Genomic DNA, 22,123 nt, shown 5'->3' on the forward strand with positions numbered 1-22,123 from the left:
GCTTCAGCCTCCAGTCACAGTGGGGAAAAAGGCGATCTGATCACCACTGCGGACAGGTTCGCTGAGGCTGCACAGCTCTTCATTGCGCGCGCACATCAAACCACCCTCGGCCAGAACGCTCCACACACCACCCCGGCTAAGCAGATGCTGACGCACCTGGTCCATATTGCTGAATTCCGCTGCCAACTCTTCTGAATCCAGCCCCAACACCTCACGGTAACGGGCGAAATACTGCACGCGAATCATACGGACGCCACATAGTGGCCACTCTTGCCACCCAGTTTTTCCAGCAACCGTACTTGCTCAATTTGCATACCGCGATCCACCGCCTTGCACATGTCATAAATCGTCAGCGCGGCCACACTTGCAGCAGTCAGCGCTTCCATTTCCACACCGGTCTGGCCGGTCAGTTTGCAGCGTGCAGTGATCCGCACAGCGTCATCGCCTTCGGCCTGCAACTCAACTTTGACACTGGTGAGCATTAGCGGATGACACAGCGGAATCAGGTCAGAGGTTTTCTTCGCGGCCTGAATCCCGGCAATTCGCGCCACAGCAAACACATCCCCTTTAGGGTGATCACCCTGCACGATCATCTGCAGCGTTTGCGGCAGCATGCGCACCCGCGCTTCAGCTACGGCTTCACGCACGGTCTGCGCCTTGTCGCTGATATCGACCATGTTGGCACGGCCTTGTGAATCAAGATGGGTTAGCACTGAAAAGACTCCAAACAGGAATTGCGAAGATTGTACGACTAAGCTTTGAGAGGGAATACGTGCAGCGCCAGTCAGTTACGACACAGGGCAGTATCGGCTAGTGCCAGAGAGTCTGCGTTGATGCACTGATATTCACCAGACAGTGGTTGGTCTCCCTGACATCGAAAGCTAAATATTTGGCGCAGTTTGTTAAGTCTATCGACTGTCAGCACACCACACTCCTGATGTACGTCCGTCCGAGCCAGAGCTGTCTCAATGCATGTTGAGCTGATCAGACATGATTAAAACACTCTACAAACAGAGGCCGTCATGAATCTGTCCACCCGTATTCTTCCCCTCGTCACTGCCGTTAGCGTTATTTGTACACTCACCCTGCCAGCCAGTGTGCTGGCCGCCCCTGCAACCCCCAGCCAAACAACCCAAAGTGAAGAACAAGCGTTCAAGGCGCTGGTAAGCGATGCCTATTTGTACGCCTACCCGCTGGTCACTATGGATGCCACCATGCGTCAGGCCGTCAATACGCCTGACGCTACCAGCATCCCCCGCCGCGCTCCGGTCAATCAGTTCGCGCATTACCGCTCCTATCCGGATGCCGAGGCCAAAGAGGTGGTGCGCTTTAACTTCGACACCCTGTACTCCCTGGCCTGGCTCGATACCGCTAAAGAGCCCGTCATCCTCAGCCTGCCAGACAGCAAAGGCCGCTACTACCTGGCACCGTTGATGGACATGTGGACCGATGTATTTGCCGTGCCCGGCACCCGCACCACCGGCAACCAAGCTGGCCACTACGCAATCACCGCGCCAGGCTGGGAAGGCAAACTGCCGGACGGTGTGGAGCAGATCAAAGCGCCCACCTCGATGGTCTGGCTGCTTACCCGCACGCAGACCAATGGTCCTGCGGACTATGCCAACGTGCATGCCTTCCAGGACCAACTGAAGCTCACCCCGCTCAGTGCCTGGGGCAGCGACTACACACCGCCCACCGGTTTGCCCGTACGCAAAGACCCGAATGATCAGATCGCCCCGCAGAAAGTGGTCAACTCAATGGATGGCGTTCAACTGCTGACGCGCTTTGCCGAACTGCTGAAAGTTTATCCACCCCATGCCAACGACTACCCCATCCTGCATCGTCTGCGGGCTCTGGGGATCGAGCCGGGCAAGGACTTCGACACCAGCCGCTTTACCCCCGCACAGCTCGAAATCATTCGTGGCGTAGCCAAGTCCAGCCAGGAAGACATCGTCAAAGCCATCAGCAACGCCTCGATTGGCAAGGTGAAAAACGGCTGGAACTGGTCTGATGATCTGGGCGTCTACGGCACCCGCTACCGCACCCGAGCACTTGTCGCCCTGGCCGGGCTGGGGGCCAACCTGCCGGAAGATGCGATCTACCCGAATGGTTTTGCCGATGCAGACGGTAAGCCTTACTCAGGCCAGAACAACTATGTCCTGCACTTTGAAAAGAGCCAGCTACCTCCGGCTGACGCCTTCTGGTCGCTGACCATGTACGACAACATGGGCTTTCAGATCGCCAACCCGATCAACCGTTTTGCCCTCAGCAGCCACGACAAGCTCACCTATAACAGCGACGGCTCCCTTGACCTGTATCTGCAACACGCAGCGCCGGGCAAAGACAAAGAAAGCAACTGGCTGCCAGCCCCTGAAGGCAACTTCCAACTGACCCTGCGCCTGTACTCTCCGCGCGCTGAAGTGCTGCGCGGCGAATGGGTACCGCCTGCCGTCCGTAAGACCAACTGAACAGGAAAGCAGAGAAATGGATATGAAAAAAACACTGCTCAGCACTGCACTTATGCTCGCCACCAGCGTACCTGTATTTGCACAAGCGGATATGACGCCTGAAGAAATCCAGGAAATCGCCCGGGATGCCTATATCTATGCATACCCTCTGGTAATCATGCAGATCACCCGCGATGTTGCTACCAACGTGGCCAAGCCCACCGGCTTACGGGGGCCAGTCAACCAGTTTGCGCATGCCAGAGCCTTCCCGGATCACACCTTCACCGACGTAGTCAGACCTAACGCCGATACGCTCTATAGCGCACTGACTTTCGACGTCAGTAAAGAACCGCTGCTGATCGAAATACCGGAAGCCGGTGATCGCTACTACATGCTCACCATGCAAGATTGGTGGACCGATGTATTTGCCGCGCCGGGCACTCGCACCACCGGTAATGCACAGCAAAAAATCGCCATTGTCGGCCCCAATTGGAGCGGCAAACTCCCATCCGGGGTTCACACCTATCACAGCCCAACCAACGACGGCCTGATCATTGGTCGCACCAAAACCAACGGAAAAGCTGACTATCCAGCAGTACACAGCTTTCAAAACGGCTTACGCGCCTACCCGCTGAGTGCAGATGGCAAAAGCTACACAGCCCCTTCTGGACAGGTGAATCCTGAACTGGATATGTCTGCGCCACCAGAGCAAGTCGAGAAAATGCCTGCCGAAGCGTTTTTTGCAAGCTTCGCAGAGTTGCTCAAGCGAAACGCGCCGCACGCAACGGACTACCCGATGCTAGACAGAATGCAGCGCATCGGGCTGATTCCCGGGCAACCGTTTGAATTCAACAAACTCTCAGCCGAGGTCCAAAAGGCTCTGCGTGCTGCCCCCGCCGAAGCGCTGCCAATGATCAAAGCTGCGTTCCGCGACTCTGGGGTAAAGGCCAATGGCTGGAGCACCAACCTGACGGCTATCGGCACCTACGGTACTGACTACCTGCGCCGGGCTGGCGTGGCCTACGCGGGACTGGGTGCCAACGTGGTTGAAGATGCGATTTACCCAAGCGCCTATACCGACAGCGAAGGCAAACCGCTGCAAAGTGACAAACGCTACGTGATTCACTTCCCAGCTGATCAGTTGCCGCCAGTCCGAGGTTTTTGGTCACTGACCATGTACGACGAGCGCCAGCTGTTCACCGCCAACCCGATCGAGCGCTTCGCCATTGGCGACCGCGACAATCTCAAGCTCAATCCGGACGGTTCGCTGGATCTTTACATCCAGCGTGAAGCGCCTGAAAAGGACAAGCAGTCCAACTGGCTGCCGGCTCCGGCCAGCGGGAACTTCAGTATGAACATGCGTCTGTACTGGCCGAAAAGCCCGGCACTGACCGGCAAATGGACGCCTCCGCAGGTGAAGGCGCTCTAAGCCACCAACAAGCCCCGGCACCTGCCGGGGCTTGTGCTTTTTACATATGACTTTCCGCGTACTCCGCCAGAATCGAGCGCGGTACACCTTGCAAGGTGATATGCACGCCGTGCTCAAAGTCCTTAAAGCGTTCAGTTAGGTAAGTCAGCCCTGAGCTTGGTGCAGACAGATACGGCGTATCAATTTGCGCCAGGTTACCCAAGCAGATCACCTTGGAACCGTTACCGGCACGGGTGATGATAGTTTTCATCTGGTGCGGCGTGAGGTTCTGACACTCGTCGATCAGGATCAGACTCTGCTGGAAGCTACGGCCACGGATGTAGTTAAGGGATTTGAACTGCAACGGCACCTTCTGCAGGATGTAATCCACGCTGCCGTGGGTGTTCTCATCATCCAGGTGCAGCGCCTCCAGGTTATCGGTGATCGCCCCGAGCCAAGGCTCCATCTTCTCGGCCTCAGTGCCTGGCAAAAAGCCGATTTCCTGATCCAGCCCCTGCACACTGCGCGTTGCGATAATGCGCCGGTAGCGTTTGGTCACCATGGTCTGCTCAATGGCTGCGGCGAGCGCCAGAATGGTTTTACCCGACCCCGCTGCGCCCGACAGGTTGACCAGATGAATATCCGGATCGAGCAAGGCATACAGCGCCAGCGCCTGATAAATATCCCGGGGTTTCAGGCCCCAGGCTTCCTGATGTAACAACGGCTCCTGATGCAGATCGAGAATGGTCATCTCGCCGTTTTCGATGCCTTTAATCCAGCCCACAAAGCCTTGTTCGTCGAGGATAAATTCATTGACGTGCACAGCAGGCAAGTTGTCAGTGAGCTGCACCTTGTGCCACGTACGCCCGTGGCCCTGACGGGTTTCCACTTTACTGACGCGGTCCCAGAATGAGCCTTCCATATCGTGGTAGCCCTGGGACAGCAAAGACACGTCATCCACCAACTGATCGGTGTGGTAATCCTCGGAGTTGATGCCACAAGCCCGCGCTTTCAGGCGCATGTTGATGTCTTTAGTCACCAGCACCACGTTGAGGCCGGGGCGGTGTGATTTGAGCTCAACCAGTTGGTTGATGATGCGGTTGTCGTTGAGGTCTTCCGGCAGCCAGGTCACCGGGGCTGCGCTTTTGCTCATGAGAATCGACAGAAAGCCACAAGGGCCACTCTTGTCACGCTGAATGGCAACGCCGTGCTCCACTTCCTCCGGCGATGCACTGCCAAGAATCTTGTCGATCAGGCGAATGGCCTGACGGCACTCAGCCGCCACACCTTGTTTACCGCTTTTGAGTTTGTCCAGCTCCTCCAGCACCGTCATCGGAATAGCGACATGGTGTTCTTCAAAATTCAGCAAGGCGTTCGGATCGTGGATCAGCACATTGGTATCGAGGGCATACAGGGTTGGAGCGGTAGACTTGCGGCGTCCATGGTCATCCATACTCGAGCACCTTCTCATTGTGGCCAGGCGGTACAGCTCACGACTGCACCGAAAAAGGCCGCCAAACGCTCAACCAGAGATTGAGAACAGGCAGAAATGTGAAGGCCAATGGCCGCCACCTGTCTGCAGGGTTCGGCGGTCTTGAATGACTAATTACTCCAAAAAAAGTGACAGAAAAATGTTTTTTTGAGGTTTTCCCTATTTATTTGTCGACACGACAATTGACCCTTGGCGTCGCTAAAAATGAGGTCTACATTCAATAGTCCTACCGGGCGAAAATTAACGCCCAAACTCGCTGCAACCCTTCTGTATCGCCCGACTTAAACGGCCTATTACATCCGACTATCCATCTAATCGCCCTGATAGGTGGTTTCAACCGTGCACACCTTCTAGAATCGGCCGGGTATCTTAAGGAGCCTGCTTATGTTGATGGTGATTTCCCCGGCCAAAACCCTCGATTACGAAACCGCGCCGGTGACTCAACGCTTTACCCAGCCGGAACATCTGGACCACTCACAGGAATTGATCGAGCAGCTGCGCGAGCTGAGCCCGGCTCAGATCGCTGAGTTGATGCATCTCTCCGACAAGCTCGCTGGCCTGAATGCCGCCCGCTTTGGCAGCTGGGAGCGTCCGTTCAACCCATCCAATGCCAAACAGGCCCTGCTGGCCTTTAAAGGCGACGTGTACACCGGCCTGAATGCCGAAGATTTCAGTGAAGACGATTTCGACTTTGCCCAAACTCACCTGCGCATGCTCTCCGGACTGTACGGCCTGCTGCGTCCGCTGGACCTGATGCAGCCTTACCGCCTGGAAATGGGCACCAAGTTTGCCAACCACAAAGGCAAGAACCTCTACGAGTTCTGGGGCGAGCAAATCAGCGGCTGGCTGAATGAAGCACTGGCAGCCCAAGGTGATGATGTACTGCTCAACCTGGCCTCCAACGAATACTTCAGCGCGGTTAAACGCAAAGCCCTGAACGCCCGGATCATCGACACCGAGTTCAAGGACCTGAAAAACGGCCAGTACAAGATCATCAGCTTCTACGCCAAAAAGGCCCGCGGTCTGATGGCCCGCTATGTGATCAAAGAGCGCCTGACCAACCCGGAAAAACTCAAGGACTTTAACCTCAACGGTTATTACTACAGCCCTGAGCAGTCCAAGCCTGATAGTCTGGTGTTCCTGCGCGACCACCCCGAGGACTGATGCATGCTGTTCGGCGCGTTCCTGCTGCTGTGCTGGCTGATATTACTGATTCGCTACCCGGCCAAGGCGCTGCCGATTTCACTCGGCGCGCTGGCTGGGCTGGGGCTGGTTGCCAGCTGGGTGCTGTGGCAAGAATCGCGGGACAATCATCAGCTCTCGCGCCTGCAAGTGAACTTGAACTACGCGCCGGACAGCTGTCCGGCCGACCGGCCACTGGCGTTTGAGCTGAAGAACGACAGTAACGCTGCTGTACACGAACTGCACTGGGAAATCGCCGCCTATCGCCCCGGTGAAACAGTCAACCTGGCTCAACGCCTGTACGACACCCCGCGCTACACCGGTCCTGGTGATCTGCCGCCCGGAGAGAGCTGGAGCACCTGCCTGCCCTTGCCTACGCTACGCAGCGGCTACCGTCCAAGCACCTTGGAGTTTCGCGCTGAACGCCTGCAGGGCACCTTCACCTATTAATAACGATTAACAAGAACAGGAGTCTGCCATGCCACAACCCAGCGTACTGATCACCGGATGTTCCAGCGGTATTGGCCGCGCACTTGCTGACGCATTCAAACAGGCGGGTTATCAGGTCTGGGCTACGGCTCGCAAAGCGGAAGATGTTGCTGCACTCGAGGCCGCCGGTTTTCACAGTGCGCAACTGGACGTGAATGACGGCCTGGCATTGGGTGAGTTGGCCGAACGCCTGAAAAGCGAAATCGGCGGGCTGGATGTGCTGATCAACAACGCCGGCTTCGGTGCCATGGGGCCGTTGTTGGATGGTGGCGTTGAGGCCATGCGCAAGCAGTTCGAGACCAACGTGTTCTCCATCATCGGCGTGACCCGCGCGATGTTCCCGCTGCTGCGTCAGAACAAGGGCCTGGTGGTGAATATCGGCAGTATTTCTTCGGTGCTGATCACCCCATTTGCCGGCACTTACTGCGCCTCCAAAGCAGCTGTCGCCGCACTCACTGGCTCGCTGCGTATGGAGCTGGCGCCTTTTGGCGTCGAGGTGATGGAAGTACAGCCTGGTGCGATTGAGTCCAGCTTCGGTGCCAATGCGACCCAGCAAGCTGAGCAATTGATTGATGAAGCCTCACCCTGGTGGCCGATTCGCGACGGCATCCGCGCCCGCGCGATGGCCTCGCAGGACAACCCAACGCCCGCAACTGAATTCGCCCAAAAGCTACTGCGCGAAGTGCAGAAAAAGCCCCGCGCCCGCCGCGTGCGAATCGGCAACGGCAGCCGCGCCCTGCCGTTTCTGGTCAGTTTGCTGCCGCTGGGGCTGCTTGAAGGCATGATGAAAAAACGCTTCGGTCTGAACCGGTCACTGTAACGGATGACTCAGCCAACTTTGCGTAACGTCGTTATCAGCCACCTCGCCATTGGCGGTGTGGTCGGCGCAATTGTGCTCAATCTACTGCTGCGCACCTTCGTCAAACTCGGCGGAGTGGTCGCTACTGTTGCTGCTGCGGCGCTAGTGGCAGCAGGCATGGCGCTGTGGTTTCGCTGGCGTGAACAACGGCCGATGCAATCCGGCGAACGCTGGCGCTTGCTGGGTTTATACAGCGGGATTCTCGGCATGCTGTATCTCGGTCTGCTGGGCATGATGACGCTCAAAGAAGACCCGAGCCCCATGGGCACGCTGATCTTCGGCCTGCATTACTTCTGTTATCCGCTTTTAGCGTGGTTGTTTACCCGCCCCGGCGATCCGCAGTAGTAAAAAAGGGCGTCCTATATGGACGCCCTTTTTGCCTCAAGGCTCTTCGACTCCCGTGGTATCGCTGATCAGCGACTCTGGCTTCAACGGCGGTTGCGGCTGGCTGCGCAGCTTCGCCACCTGCCTGGCACTCACGCTGCCCGCCTGATTCCCCCAACTGGTGCGGATAAAGCTGACCACATCCGCCACCTGCTGGTCGGTCATACGCCAGGCAAACGGCGGCATGGTGAAGGTCGACGGTGCCGTATGGGTTGCAGGCAAGGTCGCGCCCTCCAGCACGATATGGATCAGCGACGTGGCATCCTCACTCTGTACCACCGGGTTACCCGCCAGCGCCGGGAATACCCGCTGATAGCCTTTACCATCGGTACGGTGACAGGCCGCGCAGCTGTCCACATACAGCGCCGCGCCAGTTTTGCTGTCGTCCCCTGTCCACAATGCGCTGGCGACTTTCGCGTCCTCTTTGAACGGTGGGTCGTCATCATTCACCGCAGGCAGACTTTTCAGGTAACGGGCAATCGCGGTCAGGTCAGCATCGGTCAGGTATTGCAGGCTGTGCACAACCACATCGCTCATGCCACCGAATACCGCGCTTGTGTCGCTGCGACCGGTCTTCATAAAGGCCACCAGCTGCTCTTCACTCCAGCTGCCGAGGCCGTCCTTGTGATCGCCGCGCAGGCTCTTGGCGATCCAGCCTTCCAGCGGTGCGCTGCCGGACAGGAACTCACTGCCTTCAGCATCGCTCAGGGCCTTCTCCTGCATGGTCAGTGCCCGTGGCGTGTGGCAGGCACCGCAGTGGCCGAGACCTTCGACCAGATAAGCTCCGCGCTCGATCACCGGATCTTTGCCTGCCGCATCTGCGACCTTGACCTCCGGTGCAAACAGCCCACGCCAGATCGCCAGCGGCCAACGCATGCTCAGTGGCCACGGGATGTCGCTTGCTTGGTTCTTTTGCTCAACCGGTTCAACACCGTGCATAAAGTAGGCATACATCGCTTTCATATCGGCATCTGTCACCCGCGCATAGGACGGGTAAGGCATGGCCGGATACAGGGTGGTTCCGTCTTTGGCGATGCCCTGACGCACTGCCCGTTCGAAGTCCTCGTAGCTGTATTCACCGATACCGGTGCTGTGGGGCGTGATGTTGGTGGAGTAGAGAATTCCGATGGGGGTTTCCATGGGCAGGCCACCGGCGAATGGCTTGCCACCCTTAGCGGTATGACAGGCCACGCAGTCACCGGCACGGGCCAGGTATTCGCCCTGTTTGATCAGCTCGGCATCCGCGCCTTCGGCGGCGTACAGACAGCCACTGGCGAGCAGGCCGAGGGCTGCAATCAACGTCGTTTTCATGCGCATGCTCCTTATACTTGCACCAGTGGGCCGGGGTTCTTCAGGTACTGCTCGCGGATCGCCCGCGCCGACCAATAGGTCAGGGCTGCCAGCAAACCGGTCGGGTTGTAACCCAATCCCTGCGGAAACGCCGAAGCTCCCGGCACAAACACGTTGTGTACGTCCCAGCTTTGCAGATAGCGGTTCACCGCGCTGGTTTTCGGGTCGGTGCCCATAATTGCGCCACCATTCAGGTGGGTGGTCTGGTAGCTATTGGCATCGAAATGCGCACCGTTGACCTTGCTCGACACACTGATGGCTTTCGGGCCCATGGTTTCTGCAACCTTTTGCAGGCGTTCGAGCATGAAGCGGTTCATCTTCACATCGTTTTCCTGCCAGTCGAAGGTCATGCGCAGCAGCGGCAAGCCGTAGTTGTCGGTGTATTGCGGGTCAAGGTCGAGATAGTTGTCGCGGTAGGACTGATGCGCACCGTGAGCATCCATCGACAGGGTGTGGGTGTAGCTCTCGGCCACTGCAGCCTTCCAGGCGCTGCCCCACTTCGGTGTTCCCGGCGGCACTTTGAGTCCGGCGATGGGTTTTGTTCCAGCCTGGTTCACCCAAAATGGCGAGCCACCGACAAAACCGTGCGGGCCGTGGTCGAAGTTATCGGCGTTGAAATCATCCATGCCGATGCCGTTACCACCGGCACCAATAAAGGGGTTGGTGTAATGCGCGTCAGGCTTAAAGAAGGCGGTCACGGTGGACATGTTCTGGTAGGCGAAATTGCGCCCAACTACGCCTTCGTTGGTTACCGGATCGTACGGTTTGCCGATGCCGGACAGCAGCATCAGGCGCACGTTGTTGAACTGGAATGCGGCCAGAATCACCAGATCCGCCGGCTGCTCAACCTTACGTCCCTGACTGTCCACATAGATCACACCGGTGGCCTGAGCTTTTGAATCGTCGAGTTTCACCTTGAGTACGTGGGCGTTGTTGCGCAGCTCAAAGTTAGAGGCCTGGCGCAGCGCCGGCAGGATGTTCACGTTGGGCGATGCCTTGGAATACATGTAACAGGCATAGCCACTGCAATAACCGCAAAAGTTGCACGGCCCCATCTGCGCGCCGTAGGGGTTGGTGTACGTCCCTGAGGTGTTCGCCGATGGCAGGTTGTACGGGTGATATCCCAACTCAGTGGCGGCCTTGGCGAACAACTGTGCGGAGACGGTGTTCTTCTGCGCTACCAGCGGGAAATCGTCGCTGCGATCGGCTGCAAACGGGTTGCCGCCCTTATCACGCCCCACCACCTCACCCTTGATCGACCAAGCGGTGCCGGAAGTGCCGAAGACCTTTTCGGCAAAATCGAAATACGGCTCCAGCTCTTCATAGCTGACGCCGAAGTCCTGAATGGTCATGTTCTCCGGGATGAAGTTCTTCCCGTAGCGCTCCTCGTAATGGCTGCGCATACGCAGCTCCATCGGATCAACCCGGAAGTGCACGCCCGACCAGTGCAGGCCAGCGCCGCCCGTGCCAGTCCCTGGCAAAAATGCGCCGAACTGACGGTACGGAACGGCTACATCATTGCGGCTGTGGCGCAAGGTGACGGTCTCGCGGGAGATGTCCATAAACAGTTTTTTGCGCGAGTTATAGGTCAGCTCATCCATGGTCTGTGGATAAACCCCATCCGGGTAAGTATCCCGCGCCGGGCCACGCTCCAGTGCCAGCACCTGCAATCCGGCTTCGGTCAGTTCCTTGGCCATGATGGCGCCCGCCCAACCGAAACCGACGATAACCACATCAACTTTCTTCATCACGTGCATGGCTTATCCTCGCTCGCCGCTGATGGAAACAGGCGGGAAGGCATAACGCTCATCACGCTCAACCCAGTCCATAAAGTCGGCTCGGGCACCGGGGAAGCCGATCAGCTTCCAGCCAGCCAGGCCCTGATTACCGCCATGAATCGGATCACTGAAAAAGCCCTCACAGGTGTTGCTCCACAGCATGGCGAAGAAGGTCGCAGCCGGTACGGCTTCGAACACCGCCTTGCCGCTGTCAAAGTCCTGCAAAGCCTGCTCCTGCTTGGCTTCATCCAGCTCAGCGAACGACTTACCCCACTGCTTCTGGCAATAGCTATTGGCCTCTTCGATGCCCAGGCGATAGACCTCCTGCGGGCTCAGTTTGAGCTGATACCCCAGCTCCTTGGGTGCATCCGGCTGGAATGGCCCCTGCATGTACCACAGCCCACCGCTGCCATAGCGGGTGTTGAGCTGGCGGTCGATAAACTCCGGCACGCCACTGTCTGCCGCGCCGGGACCTAGGTTGTCTGATGGAATCAGGCGCGCTACCGCTGCGCTGACAAAGGCCAGCTCTTCTGCTGTGAAATAACTGGGTGTGAAGCTCTTTGTGGCGGGAGCAGCAACTGCTGCTTCTGGCTTAGCCAGAATGGCGGAACCCACTCCGGTAGCGGCAATCGCTGCCACCGGAATCAGCCCGAGGGAATGACGCAAAAACTCTCGACGCGCCGGATAAGTGTGGTCGGATTTATCCTTGGACATGGCAGGTGCCTCTCCTTGCAACAAGCTTGATCAGGTCAATGCAGCGTGGTCCCCTATTTCCAGGGACTCTTCGGGTAGACCGGTGTTATGGACGGCTGTTCCTAAAAAACCGTTCAGGAACAGCACAAGGACTGGCTATACGTCAGTGCAACGCGGCCAGACAGAGTCGTTAACCAAATTGGTCGGGCGCTCGCCCGCCAATGCGGCCAACAGGTTGTCCACGGCGCAGCGGGCCATGGCTTCGCGGGTTTCCTCGGTTGCTGAGCCGATATGCGGGGTCAGCACCAGGTTCTCCAGCTGTAGCAGGGGCGAATCCATCGGCAAGGGCTCTTTGACCATCACATCCAAACCTGCACCACGAATGCGTTTGTGCTTGAGTGCATCGACCAGCGCCGATTCATCTACAACCCGACCGCGGGCAATGTTCACCAGAATGGCTGAAGGCTTCATCAAGGCCAGTTCAGCCGCGCCGATGAGGTTCTCGGTCGCTGAACTCAGCGGCACGGTCAGACAGACGAAATCCGACTCAGCCAGCAGAGCTCGCAAACTGCGGTAGCCCGCGCCGTAACGCAGCTCGACTTCCGGGCGGGGGTTACGGCTGTGATACAGCACCTGCATGCCGAAGCCCGCCGCCGCACGCCGGGCCAGCGCTTCACCGACGCGCCCCATACCAATAATGCCCAGGGTTTTGCCCTGCACATCGCAACCAAACTGCGCCGGCCCAATCGACGCCTTCCAGTGACCAGCACGTATCCAGCCATCCAGTTCCACCACCCGCCTGGCGCACGCAAGAATCAGGGCAAAACCGGTGTCAGCAGTGGTTTCTGTCAGCACATCCGGCGTGTTGGTCAGCAGTACGCCGCGCCGGTTAAAGGCCTCAATATCGTAGTTATCCACACCTACTGAAACACTGGATACCACCTCAAGGTTCGGTGCCAGCGCGAGTACTGCGTCGTCCAGACGCATGCTCGCGCCCAGCAAACCATGAGCAGCAGGCAGTGCCGCGTGCAGCGTTGTCTTGCCCTCGCCTGTGGGGTTATCAATCAGAGTCACCTCAGCGTGCGCCTGCAAACGCGCCATCAGTGCATCCGACAGGCGCTTATAAAGAACAACTGACTTCTTCATCACACATCCCTAGTGGTTGGTCGCCAGACGCTGCCGATGCGTCGGCTGTAAGGGGTTAAGCACTGCCGTAAGCGCGACGGCAAACAACAACGCCCCACACATAAACAGATAAGAAGCACCCGGCCCGCCGGTGGCACCATTGAGGTAACCCACCAGCCACGAGCCGGAGAACGAACCCAAAGCCCCCATACTGTTAATAAGGGCCATCGCGCCGCCCGAGACATTGTTTGGCAACAGTTCCGGAACAATGGCAAAGAACGGTCCATACGGCGCGTACATGCAGGCACCGGCCAGCACCAGCAGCGCATAAGACAGCCAGAAGTGATCAGTACCCACCACGTACGAACCGTAAAAGGCCAGCGCCGCGATCAGCAAAGGAGGCCAGACGAAGCGCTTACGCTTCTGAATTTTGTCCGACGCCCAGGACACACCCAGCATCGCCAGCACCGCACACAGATACGGCAACGCAGACAACCAGCCGGCCGTGACAATATCCACACCCGCAGCCTGTTTCAGAATTGAGGGCAGCCACAGAACAAAGCCATATACACCGATGCTCCAGCAGAAGTACTGCAGCGACAGGATGATCACCGTCGGTGAGCGAAAAGCTTCACGGTAGTTTTTCACCGGCTTGATGCCCTGCTGCTCAGCGGCCAGCGCATCCTCCAGCGCCTGTTTTTCATCAGCCTTTAACCACTTGGCCTGAGCCGGACGATCATCCGCCAGATGCCACCAGATAAAAGCCCAGAGAATTGCCGGCGCGCCTTCGATGATGAACATCCAGCGCCAGTTGAACTGCTCGATCAGATAGCCCGACACCACCGACATCCAGAGGATCGTCACCGGATTGCCCAGCAGCAGAAAAGTATTGGCCCGCGAGCGCTCGGCACGGGTAAACCAGTGGCACAGGTAAATCAGCATGGCAGGCATCACCGCAGCTTCCACCACGCCGAGCAGGAAACGAATGACGACCAGCCAGTACACCTGATGCACCACACCGGTCAGCGTGGCCAAGCTGCCCCACAGAATCAGACTCCAGAAGATCAGCGTTTTTACGCTGCGCTTTTCCGCATAGATCGCCCCCGGCACCTGAAAAAAGAAGTAACCGAGAAAGAACAAAGCCCCCAGCAACGACGACAAACCGGGCGTGATGTTTAAGTCTTCGGCCATGCCCGAAGCGGCGGCAAAACCGTAATTGGCCCGATCCAGATAGGCCAGGCTATAGGTGATAAAAACGATGGGCAGAATGTGCCACCAACGGCGTGAGGCAAGTCGTGAAGTAAGCATCTGGGCTCTCCTGGCGTTGTTGTTTTTGTTCCATCAGGACCGGCTGAGCCGGCGGTTTACATCGAGCGTTGCAACAGCATTTCGTAATCATTCAGCTGCGCCTGCAGCGGCAGCCCTTCCATATCCCCGCGGCTCTGCACGGCACGGCTACCGCACCAGTTGCCACGGTCCACGGCATACTCAAGCGGCAACCCCTGCAGCAGCGCACTGATCACGCCAACGGCAAAGGCATCACCAGCCCCTACGGTATCCACCACCTGCACCACCGGATGGCCCGGTACGACGCCGTGTCGACCCAGTGCATCCTGCCAGTAGGCACCCTCCGGTCCGAGCTTGATGGCTACTTTCTTAACGCCACGCTCCAGATAGAACGCAGCAATCTCTTCAGGCGACTCATAGCCAGTCAGCAAACGCCCTTCCTCCAGACCCGGCAGTAGCCAGTCCGCCTTGAAAGCAAGTGCGTTGATCGCCTCAACCATCGTGGCCTCATCCGGCCACAGCGACGGCCGCAGGTTAGGATCAAATGAAATAGTGCGCCCAGCTGCACGCATCGCATCCATCAGTTGGTGGGATAGATCACGACAGCTGGCCGACAGCGCTGGCGGAATACCTGTGGCATGCAGATGACGCACCTGCAGCAATTCCGGGCTGATCAGCGCAGGCGACATACGGCTGGCCGCTGAGCCACGGCGGAAATATTCCACATGCGGATCGCTGCCATCATCACAGCGCTGTTTGAGCTGCCAGCCGGTCGGGTGCTCTCTGTCCACCTCAAGCCTGCTGCAGTCCAGCCCTTCATTGCGCAGACTGTCGAGCACAAACTGGCCCAGCGAATCATTACCTACACGGCTCAGCCAGTTGACCTTGAGCCCCAAGCGGCTCAAGCCGATTGCGACATTGCTGTCTGCACCGGCAATGCGTTTTACGAAGCGATCAACCGACGCCAGCGAACCGGATTGTTCGGCCACAAACATAGCCATGGTTTCCCCAAAGCACAGCACATCATGCTTAAACATGGCTCACCTGCCTGTTCAGTTCTGCCAGCTGTACAACCCGCTGCCGCGTCAGGGCAGGCAGATTTTTGCCTGCCAGGGGATATTCGATTGCCAGCGGGACCCTGGCTGGAAAGTGACGGATCAACTCTCGCCATTGCTGCAGATCGCTCTCTTGCGGAGGCACCGCTACCAAACGCCCGTCTTCACGGCGTTTAACAGCCTTGCAGTGCACGTATCGTACCCAGCGTCCAAGGCTCAGCGCGGCCTGCTCGGCCGACTCCCCCTGCCACTGCCAGTTACCGATATCAAAGGTCATGCCCGGTGCAACGCCCTGCTGCTGAGCGGCCTGAAAGAACGCCAGCAGGCGCTCCAAATTACCGCCATGGGGAGTCTGATCGTTCTCCACATACAGCTCTGGCCCTTGTTCCAGCAGCGGCTTCAGCAACTTCAGATCACACTTCGGCTGCCAATGCCCCAAGGACACCTTCAGGGCCACCGCTCCCATGCTCGCAGCCATCTGCATGCGCTCGATGACCTCTGGTTCCAGCTCTCCATCCTCACGCCAAAGCTCCAACGGGCACGAATACAACTGCTGCAAACCGTAGGCTTCAGCAACACCGGCCAGCATTGTCGGGTTGGGCTCACGCTCAAACAACTCTTCGCGCCACTCCACACGGCTTGCTCCGGCAACCGCCAACAGCGGGATGTAAACCACCTGACCGCGCTCACGGACCGCATCTGCACCGAAGCTTGAGAGGCTGATGGAGACAGGATTTAACTGCATGTAGACGTCCTTGTTAGCACTATGAAACCGGTTTCAATTCCGGATAAACAAACCCCGCAAAAGCAGGTATTAGTCAGACCCGTAGTCGGCTAGAACCTCGGGGAATCAGTTGGGCAGGCAAGTCCAGCCTGCGGGGAGCAGCCACACTGCCCTGCAAACGATCAAGCAGACAGTTAAAAGCTACGGCACCAATCTGCTCAGTCGGCTGCGCCAGGGCGCTGATGCCGCTGCCCACCAGCGGGTACCAATCCAGTTCGTCGATCGCTAACAGGCCGGCCTCATCGAACAAAGTACCGGGGCGGGCATGCAGTACGTGCATCACCTGTAAAGTGGCGATGCCGTTGAAGGTCAGCAGTGCTTTCGCACCATGGCCGCTGTCGGCGAGGAATTCACTGACCTGCTGATCCAGCTCATTGCCGGTTTCAAGCACCAGCCCACGTAAACCGGCACGGCGCACAAGTGAAGTCATAAACGCTTCAACACGCTCATGCCGGGAGCTGGTGCCGTCCAGCGGTTCAGTCACTGCCAGAATGTCGCTGTAGCCGTTTTGTTGCAGGTGATCCAGAGCCTGCTCAATGGTCTGGCGGTTATCCAAACCGACCATATCCACCTGTAACTCAGCCACTTGCCGATCCACCAGCACCATCGGCAACTCACGGGCCAAACTCGCCAGCTCCCGCGCCTGATGGCCGAGGGTATGCACGATCAGCCCGTCGATATTGTAAGACTGCAAGGCCTGCAGCTGAGCCTTCTCAAGGTCATCGTCACAGGCGGTGTTGCACACCACCAGGCTGTAGCCTTGCTGGCGGCAGGCGGTTTCGACGCCATGCATCACGGCAACGGAATAGGGATTGCGTATGTCCGCCAGAAGCAAGCCGATCAGACCGGTACGCCCGCGTTTCAGAGCGCTGGCCATACGGTTGGGGCGGTAACCCAGACGCTCAACAACGGCCTCAATGCGCTGAGCGGTAGCCTCAGCCAGCAGTTGCCGGTCTTCGCCCATAAAGCGCGATACCGTAGCCTTGGAGACTCCGGCGGCTTTGGCCACTTCACTGATCGTGACGCGGGCGCGAGCAGGTAAAAGATCCTTATTCACCCCAATTCCTTTTTTGTTTGAGCTTGGCTGGGTGTTTATGAAAACGGTTTCAATGAAAACGCGTCGTCACCCAATCGTCAAGTCTCCCTTTGTCGGATGCCCCTACAAACTCTGGTTAATGAGGCCTTCGCGGAACAAAAAAGCCGCTGGCAGCGCAGTGCTGACAGCGGCCTGATCGTGCAATGGAATTACTTGCGCTTAATGGTCTTAAGCAGATCATCCGGAGTGATGTAACCCACTGCACCACCTGTGCTTTGCAGGCTACCCGGCTGCGGTTGGTTGAGAATGTGGCCCTTCATCTTGCCGATGATGTGCATCTCGCACGGCTTGCAATCGAATTTCAGGGTCAGCACTTCGTCCTGATGGATCAACTGCATCGGTGCGACCTTGGTACGCACGCCGGTCACACCTTTAGCCTGTTTCGGGCACAGGTTGAAGGAGAAACGCAGGCAATGCTTGGTGATCATCACCGGCACTTCGCCCGCCTCTTCGTGGGCCTCGTATGCGGCGTCAATCAACTGCACACCGTAACGGTGATAGAAGGCGCGGGCTTTCTCGTTGTAAACGTTGGCAAGGAAGGTCAGGTGCGACTCCGGGTACACCGGCGGCGGCACGCTGACAGGCTTACGGAAACCGCGCGGGTGCGCCGCCAGGCGGGCCTGAGTCAGCGCCTCAATTGCCTCACGGCGCAGGGATTTCAGCTGTGATCCGGGGATAAACGGCACCGCCTCCGATTCCACCTGCACATGGGCTGCGAAGTAAATGGTGGTACCCAGTTTGCCCAGCGTATCGATCAACTGCTCACGGGCTTGTTCAGCATCTTTTGCCGCCGCAAATGGCCCAGCCAGTGTCACGTCGACACTCACACCGTCTTCACTGGTGACGGTGAGTTGCAGCTGATCCGCACTGCAACGGGCCAACCAGTTCACCGCCACACGGCGCTCGGCGGAAGTCTTCAAGAGCGCCTGCTGCCAGTTGTGGTCGAGGTTGCGGTTAAGCGTATGCAGCGGACGCAGGCGGAACATCGCTTCCGGCATTTCATTCGGCTCTACGCGGTAGCGGTAACGCGCCTGGCCGTCTTCTTCAAACTGCTCTTTCAGCTCGGCGATATTGGCGCGGAAGCCCACCACTTCGCGCTTAACCAACACGTTAAGGCCATCACCGTTGGACAACGGCGTGTCAGTCACGGCGATCAAATCGCGCTTGTTGACCTTTTCCACCTGCCCCACTGGCAAGCCGGTGAAGGTCGGCGAATCGAAGGCGCCGATGTCGATCTTGCGATCGGTAACGAAATAGTCAGTGCTGCCACGGTGGAACGTCTTTTCCGCGTCCGGCGTAAAGAAGTGCTCGGTACGGCCGCTGGAGGCGCGAGCGAGATGCGGGCGTTGCTCAAGAATCGCGTCCAGTTCCTGACGGTAATGAGCGGTGATGTTCTTCACGTAGCTCATGTCTTTGTAGCGACCTTCGATCTTGAAGGAACGCACACCGGCATCCACCAGATGGATCAGGTTAGCGGTCTGGTTGTTGTCCTTCATCGACAGCAAATGCTTGTCGTAGGCCACCACGCGGCCCTGATCGTCCTTCAGCGTGTACGGCAAGCGGCAGGCTTGCGAGCAGTCACCACGGTTGGCGCTGCGCCCGGTCTGCGCATGGGAGATGTTGCACTGGCCAGAGAACGCCACACACAGCGCACCGTGGATAAAGAACTCGATGGCGGAATCGACGTTCTCGCAAATCTCACGCACCTGTTGCAGGTTCAACTCCCGGGCCAGCACCAGCTGGGAGAAGCCTGCATTATCGAGGAACTTGGCCTTCTCCAGCGTGCGTATATCGCACTGAGTACTGGCGTGAATCTCGATAGGCGGCAGGTCCATTTCCATCACGCCCATGTCCTGCACGATCACAGCATCCACACCGGCTTCGTAAAGCTGCCAGATCAATTGGCGCGCAGGCTCCACTTCATCGTCATGCAAAATGGTGTTGATGGTGACAAACACCCGCGCATGGAACAGATGGGCAAACTCCACCAGGCCCGCAATATCCGCCAGGCTATTGCTCGCGTTATGCCGCGCACCAAAGCTGGGGCCACCGATATACACGGCATCAGCGCCGTGCAGAATGGCCTCCTTGGCAATGGCGGCATCACGGGCCGGGCTCAACAATTCGAGGTGGTGCTTGGGCAAGGACATGGCGGACTAATCTGTCAGGGAAATCGAACCGCGCATTTTACCCTTAATTGCACATTTGTCTGTGCCCGCCGGGATGAAATACCAGCAATCGACACACTGTATAGGCATACAGACCAGAGACACGTAGAATCAGTGCCTTATTCGTTCGAGGTTCTTGCGGTGGACTTAAAACAGGGCTTTCTTCTGACCCGACACTGGCGCGACACGCCGGACGGGACGCAGGTGGAGTTCTGGCTGGCCACTGACGACGGCCCGCGGCGCATTCGCATCCCGCAGCAAACCTCCGTTGCGTTTATACCCGCCGAACAGCAGGACAAAGCGCTAGCGGTGATCAGCAAAGAAAAAGGCGCTGAGCTGCGCCCGCTTGGCCTGAAAGATTTTCGCCACCGCCCCGTCGTGGGGCTGTACTGCCAGCAGCACCATCAGCTGATTGATCTGGAAAAGCAGCTGATCCGCGCCGGTGTGGATATCTACGAAGCCGACGTACGCCCGCCCGAGCGCTACCTGATGGAGCGTTTTATCAACGCGCCGGTGCTGTTCGGCGGCCAAGCCGATGCCAGCGGCGTGCTGCTCAACGCCCAGATCAAACCCATCCAGGATTACCGCCCAGCCCTCAAACTGGCCTCACTGGATATCGAAACCAGCGAGTTCGGCGAGCTGTATTCCATCGGCATCCACGGCTGCGGCCAGCGTCAGGTGTACATGCTGGGGCGCGCCAAAGAAGACGATGCGCCGGTGGATTTTGATCTGGAGTTCTGCGCCACCCGTGCCGAGCTGCTGCAACGCCTGAATCAGTGGGTACAGACCCACGACCCGGACGCGATCATCGGCTGGAACGTGGTCCAGTTCGACTTCCGCGTACTGCATAAACACTCCCGCGAACTCGGCGTGCCGTTGCTGTTGGGCCGCGATGGCAGCGAAATGCAATGGCGCGAGCACGGCAGCGGCAACAATCACTACTTTGCCGCTGCGGCGGGCCGATTGATTATCGACGGCATCGAAGCGCTGCGTTCGGCGACGTGGTCGTTCCCTTCGTTCAGTCTGGAAAACGTCGCGCAAACCCTGCTCGGTACCGGCAAAGACATCTCCACGCCCTACCAGCGCATGGACGAAATCAACCGCATGTTCGCCGAAGACAAACCGGCGCTGGCCCGTTACAACCTGCGCGACTGCGAGCTAGTCACAGAGATTTTCGCCAAAACCGACATCCTCAACTTCCTGCTCGAACGCGCCACCGTCACCGGCCTGCCCGCCGACCGCATGGGCGGCTCGGTGGCAGCGTTTGAGCACCTGTATATGCCGCTGATGCACCGCTTGGGTTTTGTTGCACCGAACCTGCGCGATAAAGCACCTCACGCCAGCCCAGGCGGCTTTGTCATGGACTCGCAACCGGGCCTGTATGAGTCGGTGTTGGTGCTGGATTACAAAAGCCTGTATCCGTCGATTATCCGCACCTTCCTGATCGACCCGGTGGGACTGATCGAAGGCCTGCTTCAGCCAGATGATGCGCACTCGGTGGAAGGCTTTCGTGGTGGCCGTTTCTCCCGCACCCAGCATGCGCTGCCGTCGATTGTCGAGCGCGTGTGGCAGGGCCGCGAAGCCGCAAAACGGGAGAAAAACGCCCCGCTGTCACAAGCCCTGAAAATCATCATGAACGCCTTCTACGGCGTGCTGGGTTCAAGCGGTTGCCGCTTCTTTGATACGCGCCTGGCCTCCTCTATCACCCTGCGCGGCCACCAGATCATGGGCCGCACCCGCGAGCTGATCGAAGCCGAAGGTTATACGGTGATCTACGGCGATACCGACTCCACCTTCGTCTGGCTCAAACGACCCCACAACGAAGAAGACGCCGCCCGCATCGGCCGCGCCTTAGTGGCCAAGGTCAACCAATGGTGGAAGGATCATCTGCTTAAAGAGTTCGGCCTCACCAGCGCCCTGGAGCTGCAATACGAAAGCCATTACAAACGCTTCCTGATGCCCACCATTCGCGGTGCGGATGAAGGCAGCAAAAAACGCTACGCAGGCTTAGTGACCCGCGCAGACGGCAGTCACGATATGGTCTTCAAAGGCCTGGAAACCGTACGCAGCGACTGGTCACCGCTGGCCCAGCAGTTTCAGCGCGAGCTGTACGAAAAAATCTTCCTGCGCCAGCCCTATCAGGCCTACGTGCGCGACTACGTTGAACGCACACTTTCCGGCGAATTTGACGACCTGCTGGTCTACCGCAAACGCCTGCGTCGCAAACTCAGCGACTATGAACGCAACGTCCCGCCCCAAGTCCGCGCCGCCCGCCTCGCCGACGAACACAACGCCGCCCACGGCCGCCCACTGCAATACCAGAACGGCGGCTGGATCAACTACGTCATCACCACCAGCGGCCCGCAACCGCTTGAAGCCCTCAGCGCGCCGATGGATTACGAGCATTACCTCAGCAAGCAACTACAGCCGGTGGCGGATGCGATATTGCCGTTTGTGGATGATGATTTCGGGACGTTGGTTGGGGGGCAGTTGGGGTTGTTTTGAGTAAGACATCGCAGGCTGTAC

Annotated in this window: 19 protein-coding genes; 7 read left to right on the forward strand and 12 right to left on the reverse strand. The window is 58.2% G+C overall.

Going from position 1 to position 22,123, the window contains the following annotated elements; genetic code table 11:
- Positions 1-3: 3 nt before the first annotated feature.
- Both AO726_RS03910 and moaC read right to left on the reverse strand, forming a co-directional pair.
- Positions 4-246 (reverse strand): MoaD/ThiS family protein, encoded by a 243-nt coding sequence (locus tag AO726_RS03910; RefSeq protein ID WP_058066727.1) that lies wholly within the window; start codon positions 244-246, stop codon positions 4-6.
- The gene (gene moaC, locus AO726_RS03915; RefSeq protein ID WP_058066728.1) at positions 243-713 is read right to left on the reverse strand and encodes a cyclic pyranopterin monophosphate synthase MoaC; all 471 of its coding nucleotides are present in this window, start codon (positions 711-713) and stop codon (positions 243-245) included. The genes AO726_RS03910 and moaC overlap by 4 nt, the downstream gene beginning before the upstream one ends.
- 309 nt (positions 714-1,022) lie before the next feature.
- On the opposite strand from moaC, the gene AO726_RS03920 reads away from it, so the two are divergent.
- Positions 1,023-2,468, forward strand: a complete 1,446-nt coding sequence (locus AO726_RS03920) for a DUF1254 domain-containing protein (protein WP_082629041.1) — start codon at positions 1,023-1,025, stop codon at positions 2,466-2,468.
- 16 nt (positions 2,469-2,484) lie between these two features.
- On the forward strand, positions 2,485-3,876 hold the full coding sequence (locus tag AO726_RS03925) for a DUF1254 domain-containing protein (RefSeq protein WP_206542494.1): 1,392 nt from the start codon (positions 2,485-2,487) through the stop codon (positions 3,874-3,876).
- Positions 3,877-3,916: 40 nt separating this feature from the next.
- Here the strand turns inward: AO726_RS03925 and AO726_RS03930 are convergent, their stop codons facing one another.
- Complete coding sequence (locus AO726_RS03930; RefSeq protein ID WP_058066729.1) at positions 3,917-5,308, reverse strand: PhoH family protein; 1,392 nt, start codon at positions 5,306-5,308, stop codon at positions 3,917-3,919.
- A gap of 423 nt (positions 5,309-5,731) precedes the next feature.
- Here AO726_RS03930 and yaaA point away from each other — a divergent pair, with 423 nt between their 5' ends.
- From yaaA to AO726_RS03950, 4 genes are read left to right on the forward strand one after another with little or no spacing between them, the layout of a single operon-like run.
- Complete coding sequence (yaaA, locus tag AO726_RS03935) at positions 5,732-6,511, forward strand: peroxide stress protein YaaA (protein ID WP_058066730.1); 780 nt, start codon at positions 5,732-5,734, stop codon at positions 6,509-6,511.
- A gap of 3 nt (positions 6,512-6,514) precedes the next feature.
- Entirely contained in the window at positions 6,515-6,979 is a 465-nt protein-coding gene (locus AO726_RS03940; protein WP_058066731.1) for a hypothetical protein, read from the forward strand.
- A 28-nt stretch (positions 6,980-7,007) separates the two neighbouring features.
- On the forward strand, positions 7,008-7,838 hold the full coding sequence (locus tag AO726_RS03945; RefSeq protein ID WP_058066732.1) for an SDR family oxidoreductase: 831 nt from the start codon (positions 7,008-7,010) through the stop codon (positions 7,836-7,838).
- 3 nt (positions 7,839-7,841) lie between these two features.
- Entirely contained in the window at positions 7,842-8,222 is a 381-nt protein-coding gene (locus tag AO726_RS03950) for a hypothetical protein (protein ID WP_058066733.1), read from the forward strand.
- 36 nt (positions 8,223-8,258) lie between these two features.
- On the opposite strand, the gene AO726_RS03955 is transcribed toward AO726_RS03950, so the two are convergent.
- The 9 genes from AO726_RS03955 to AO726_RS03995 form a co-directional block, all read right to left on the reverse strand.
- Positions 8,259-9,572, reverse strand: a complete 1,314-nt coding sequence (locus tag AO726_RS03955) for a c-type cytochrome (RefSeq protein ID WP_058066734.1) — start codon at positions 9,570-9,572, stop codon at positions 8,259-8,261.
- Between the two features lie 11 nt (positions 9,573-9,583).
- Positions 9,584-11,368, reverse strand: coding sequence for a GMC family oxidoreductase (locus tag AO726_RS03960; RefSeq protein WP_241492044.1), 1,785 nt, complete (start codon positions 11,366-11,368; stop codon positions 9,584-9,586).
- 3 nt (positions 11,369-11,371) lie between these two features.
- The gene (locus tag AO726_RS03965) at positions 11,372-12,103 is read right to left on the reverse strand and encodes a gluconate 2-dehydrogenase subunit 3 family protein (protein WP_058066735.1); all 732 of its coding nucleotides are present in this window, start codon (positions 12,101-12,103) and stop codon (positions 11,372-11,374) included.
- 135 nt (positions 12,104-12,238) lie between these two features.
- Positions 12,239-13,228: a 2-hydroxyacid dehydrogenase gene (locus AO726_RS03970; RefSeq protein ID WP_058066736.1), complete on the reverse strand. Its 990-nt coding sequence runs from the start codon at positions 13,226-13,228 to the stop codon at positions 12,239-12,241.
- Positions 13,229-13,237: 9 nt separating this feature from the next.
- On the reverse strand, positions 13,238-14,515 hold the full coding sequence (locus AO726_RS03975; RefSeq protein ID WP_058066737.1) for an MFS transporter: 1,278 nt from the start codon (positions 14,513-14,515) through the stop codon (positions 13,238-13,240).
- Positions 14,516-14,571: 56 nt separating this feature from the next.
- Positions 14,572-15,531 (reverse strand): sugar kinase, encoded by a 960-nt coding sequence (locus AO726_RS03980; protein WP_058066738.1) that lies wholly within the window; start codon positions 15,529-15,531, stop codon positions 14,572-14,574.
- Complete coding sequence (locus tag AO726_RS03985) at positions 15,524-16,294, reverse strand: sugar phosphate isomerase/epimerase family protein (protein WP_058066739.1); 771 nt, start codon at positions 16,292-16,294, stop codon at positions 15,524-15,526. Before AO726_RS03985 ends, AO726_RS03980 begins: the two co-directional genes overlap by 8 nt.
- Positions 16,295-16,367: 73 nt before the next feature.
- Positions 16,368-17,390 (reverse strand): LacI family DNA-binding transcriptional regulator, encoded by a 1,023-nt coding sequence (locus AO726_RS03990; protein WP_058066740.1) that lies wholly within the window; start codon positions 17,388-17,390, stop codon positions 16,368-16,370.
- 188 nt (positions 17,391-17,578) lie between these two features.
- Complete coding sequence (locus tag AO726_RS03995; protein ID WP_058066741.1) at positions 17,579-19,579, reverse strand: peptidase U32 family protein; 2,001 nt, start codon at positions 19,577-19,579, stop codon at positions 17,579-17,581.
- Positions 19,580-19,738: 159 nt separating this feature from the next.
- Here AO726_RS03995 and AO726_RS04000 point away from each other — a divergent pair, with 159 nt between their 5' ends.
- Positions 19,739-22,102: a DNA polymerase II gene (locus AO726_RS04000; protein ID WP_058066742.1), complete on the forward strand. Its 2,364-nt coding sequence runs from the start codon at positions 19,739-19,741 to the stop codon at positions 22,100-22,102.
- Positions 22,103-22,123 lie beyond the last annotated feature (21 nt).

The organism is Pseudomonas sp. TTU2014-080ASC, from assembly GCF_001446935.1.
Taxonomy (GTDB): domain Bacteria; phylum Pseudomonadota; class Gammaproteobacteria; order Pseudomonadales; family Pseudomonadaceae; genus Aquipseudomonas.

Coding starts and splice junctions, on each gene's coding strand:
- AO726_RS03910 (WP_058066727.1), bottom strand. CDS start 246: ATGATTCGCGTGCAGTATTTCGCCCGTTACCGTGAGGTGTTGGGGCTG.
- AO726_RS03920 (WP_082629041.1), top strand. CDS start 1,023: ATGAATCTGTCCACCCGTATTCTTCCCCTCGTCACTGCCGTTAGCGTT.
- AO726_RS03925 (WP_206542494.1), top strand. CDS start 2,485: ATGGATATGAAAAAAACACTGCTCAGCACTGCACTTATGCTCGCCACC.
- AO726_RS03930 (WP_058066729.1), bottom strand. CDS start 5,308: ATGGATGACCATGGACGCCGCAAGTCTACCGCTCCAACCCTGTATGCC.
- yaaA (WP_058066730.1), top strand. CDS start 5,732: ATGTTGATGGTGATTTCCCCGGCCAAAACCCTCGATTACGAAACCGCG.
- AO726_RS03940 (WP_058066731.1), top strand. CDS start 6,515: ATGCTGTTCGGCGCGTTCCTGCTGCTGTGCTGGCTGATATTACTGATT.
- AO726_RS03945 (WP_058066732.1), top strand. CDS start 7,008: ATGCCACAACCCAGCGTACTGATCACCGGATGTTCCAGCGGTATTGGC.
- AO726_RS03950 (WP_058066733.1), top strand. CDS start 7,842: ATGACTCAGCCAACTTTGCGTAACGTCGTTATCAGCCACCTCGCCATT.
- AO726_RS03955 (WP_058066734.1), bottom strand. CDS start 9,572: ATGAAAACGACGTTGATTGCAGCCCTCGGCCTGCTCGCCAGTGGCTGT.
- AO726_RS03960 (WP_241492044.1), bottom strand. CDS start 11,368: ATGCACGTGATGAAGAAAGTTGATGTGGTTATCGTCGGTTTCGGTTGG.
- AO726_RS03965 (WP_058066735.1), bottom strand. CDS start 12,103: ATGTCCAAGGATAAATCCGACCACACTTATCCGGCGCGTCGAGAGTTT.
- AO726_RS03970 (WP_058066736.1), bottom strand. CDS start 13,228: ATGAAGAAGTCAGTTGTTCTTTATAAGCGCCTGTCGGATGCACTGATG.
- AO726_RS03975 (WP_058066737.1), bottom strand. CDS start 14,515: ATGCTTACTTCACGACTTGCCTCACGCCGTTGGTGGCACATTCTGCCC.
- AO726_RS03980 (WP_058066738.1), bottom strand. CDS start 15,531: ATGTTTAAGCATGATGTGCTGTGCTTTGGGGAAACCATGGCTATGTTT.
- AO726_RS03985 (WP_058066739.1), bottom strand. CDS start 16,294: ATGCAGTTAAATCCTGTCTCCATCAGCCTCTCAAGCTTCGGTGCAGAT.
- AO726_RS03995 (WP_058066741.1), bottom strand. CDS start 19,579: ATGTCCTTGCCCAAGCACCACCTCGAATTGTTGAGCCCGGCCCGTGAT.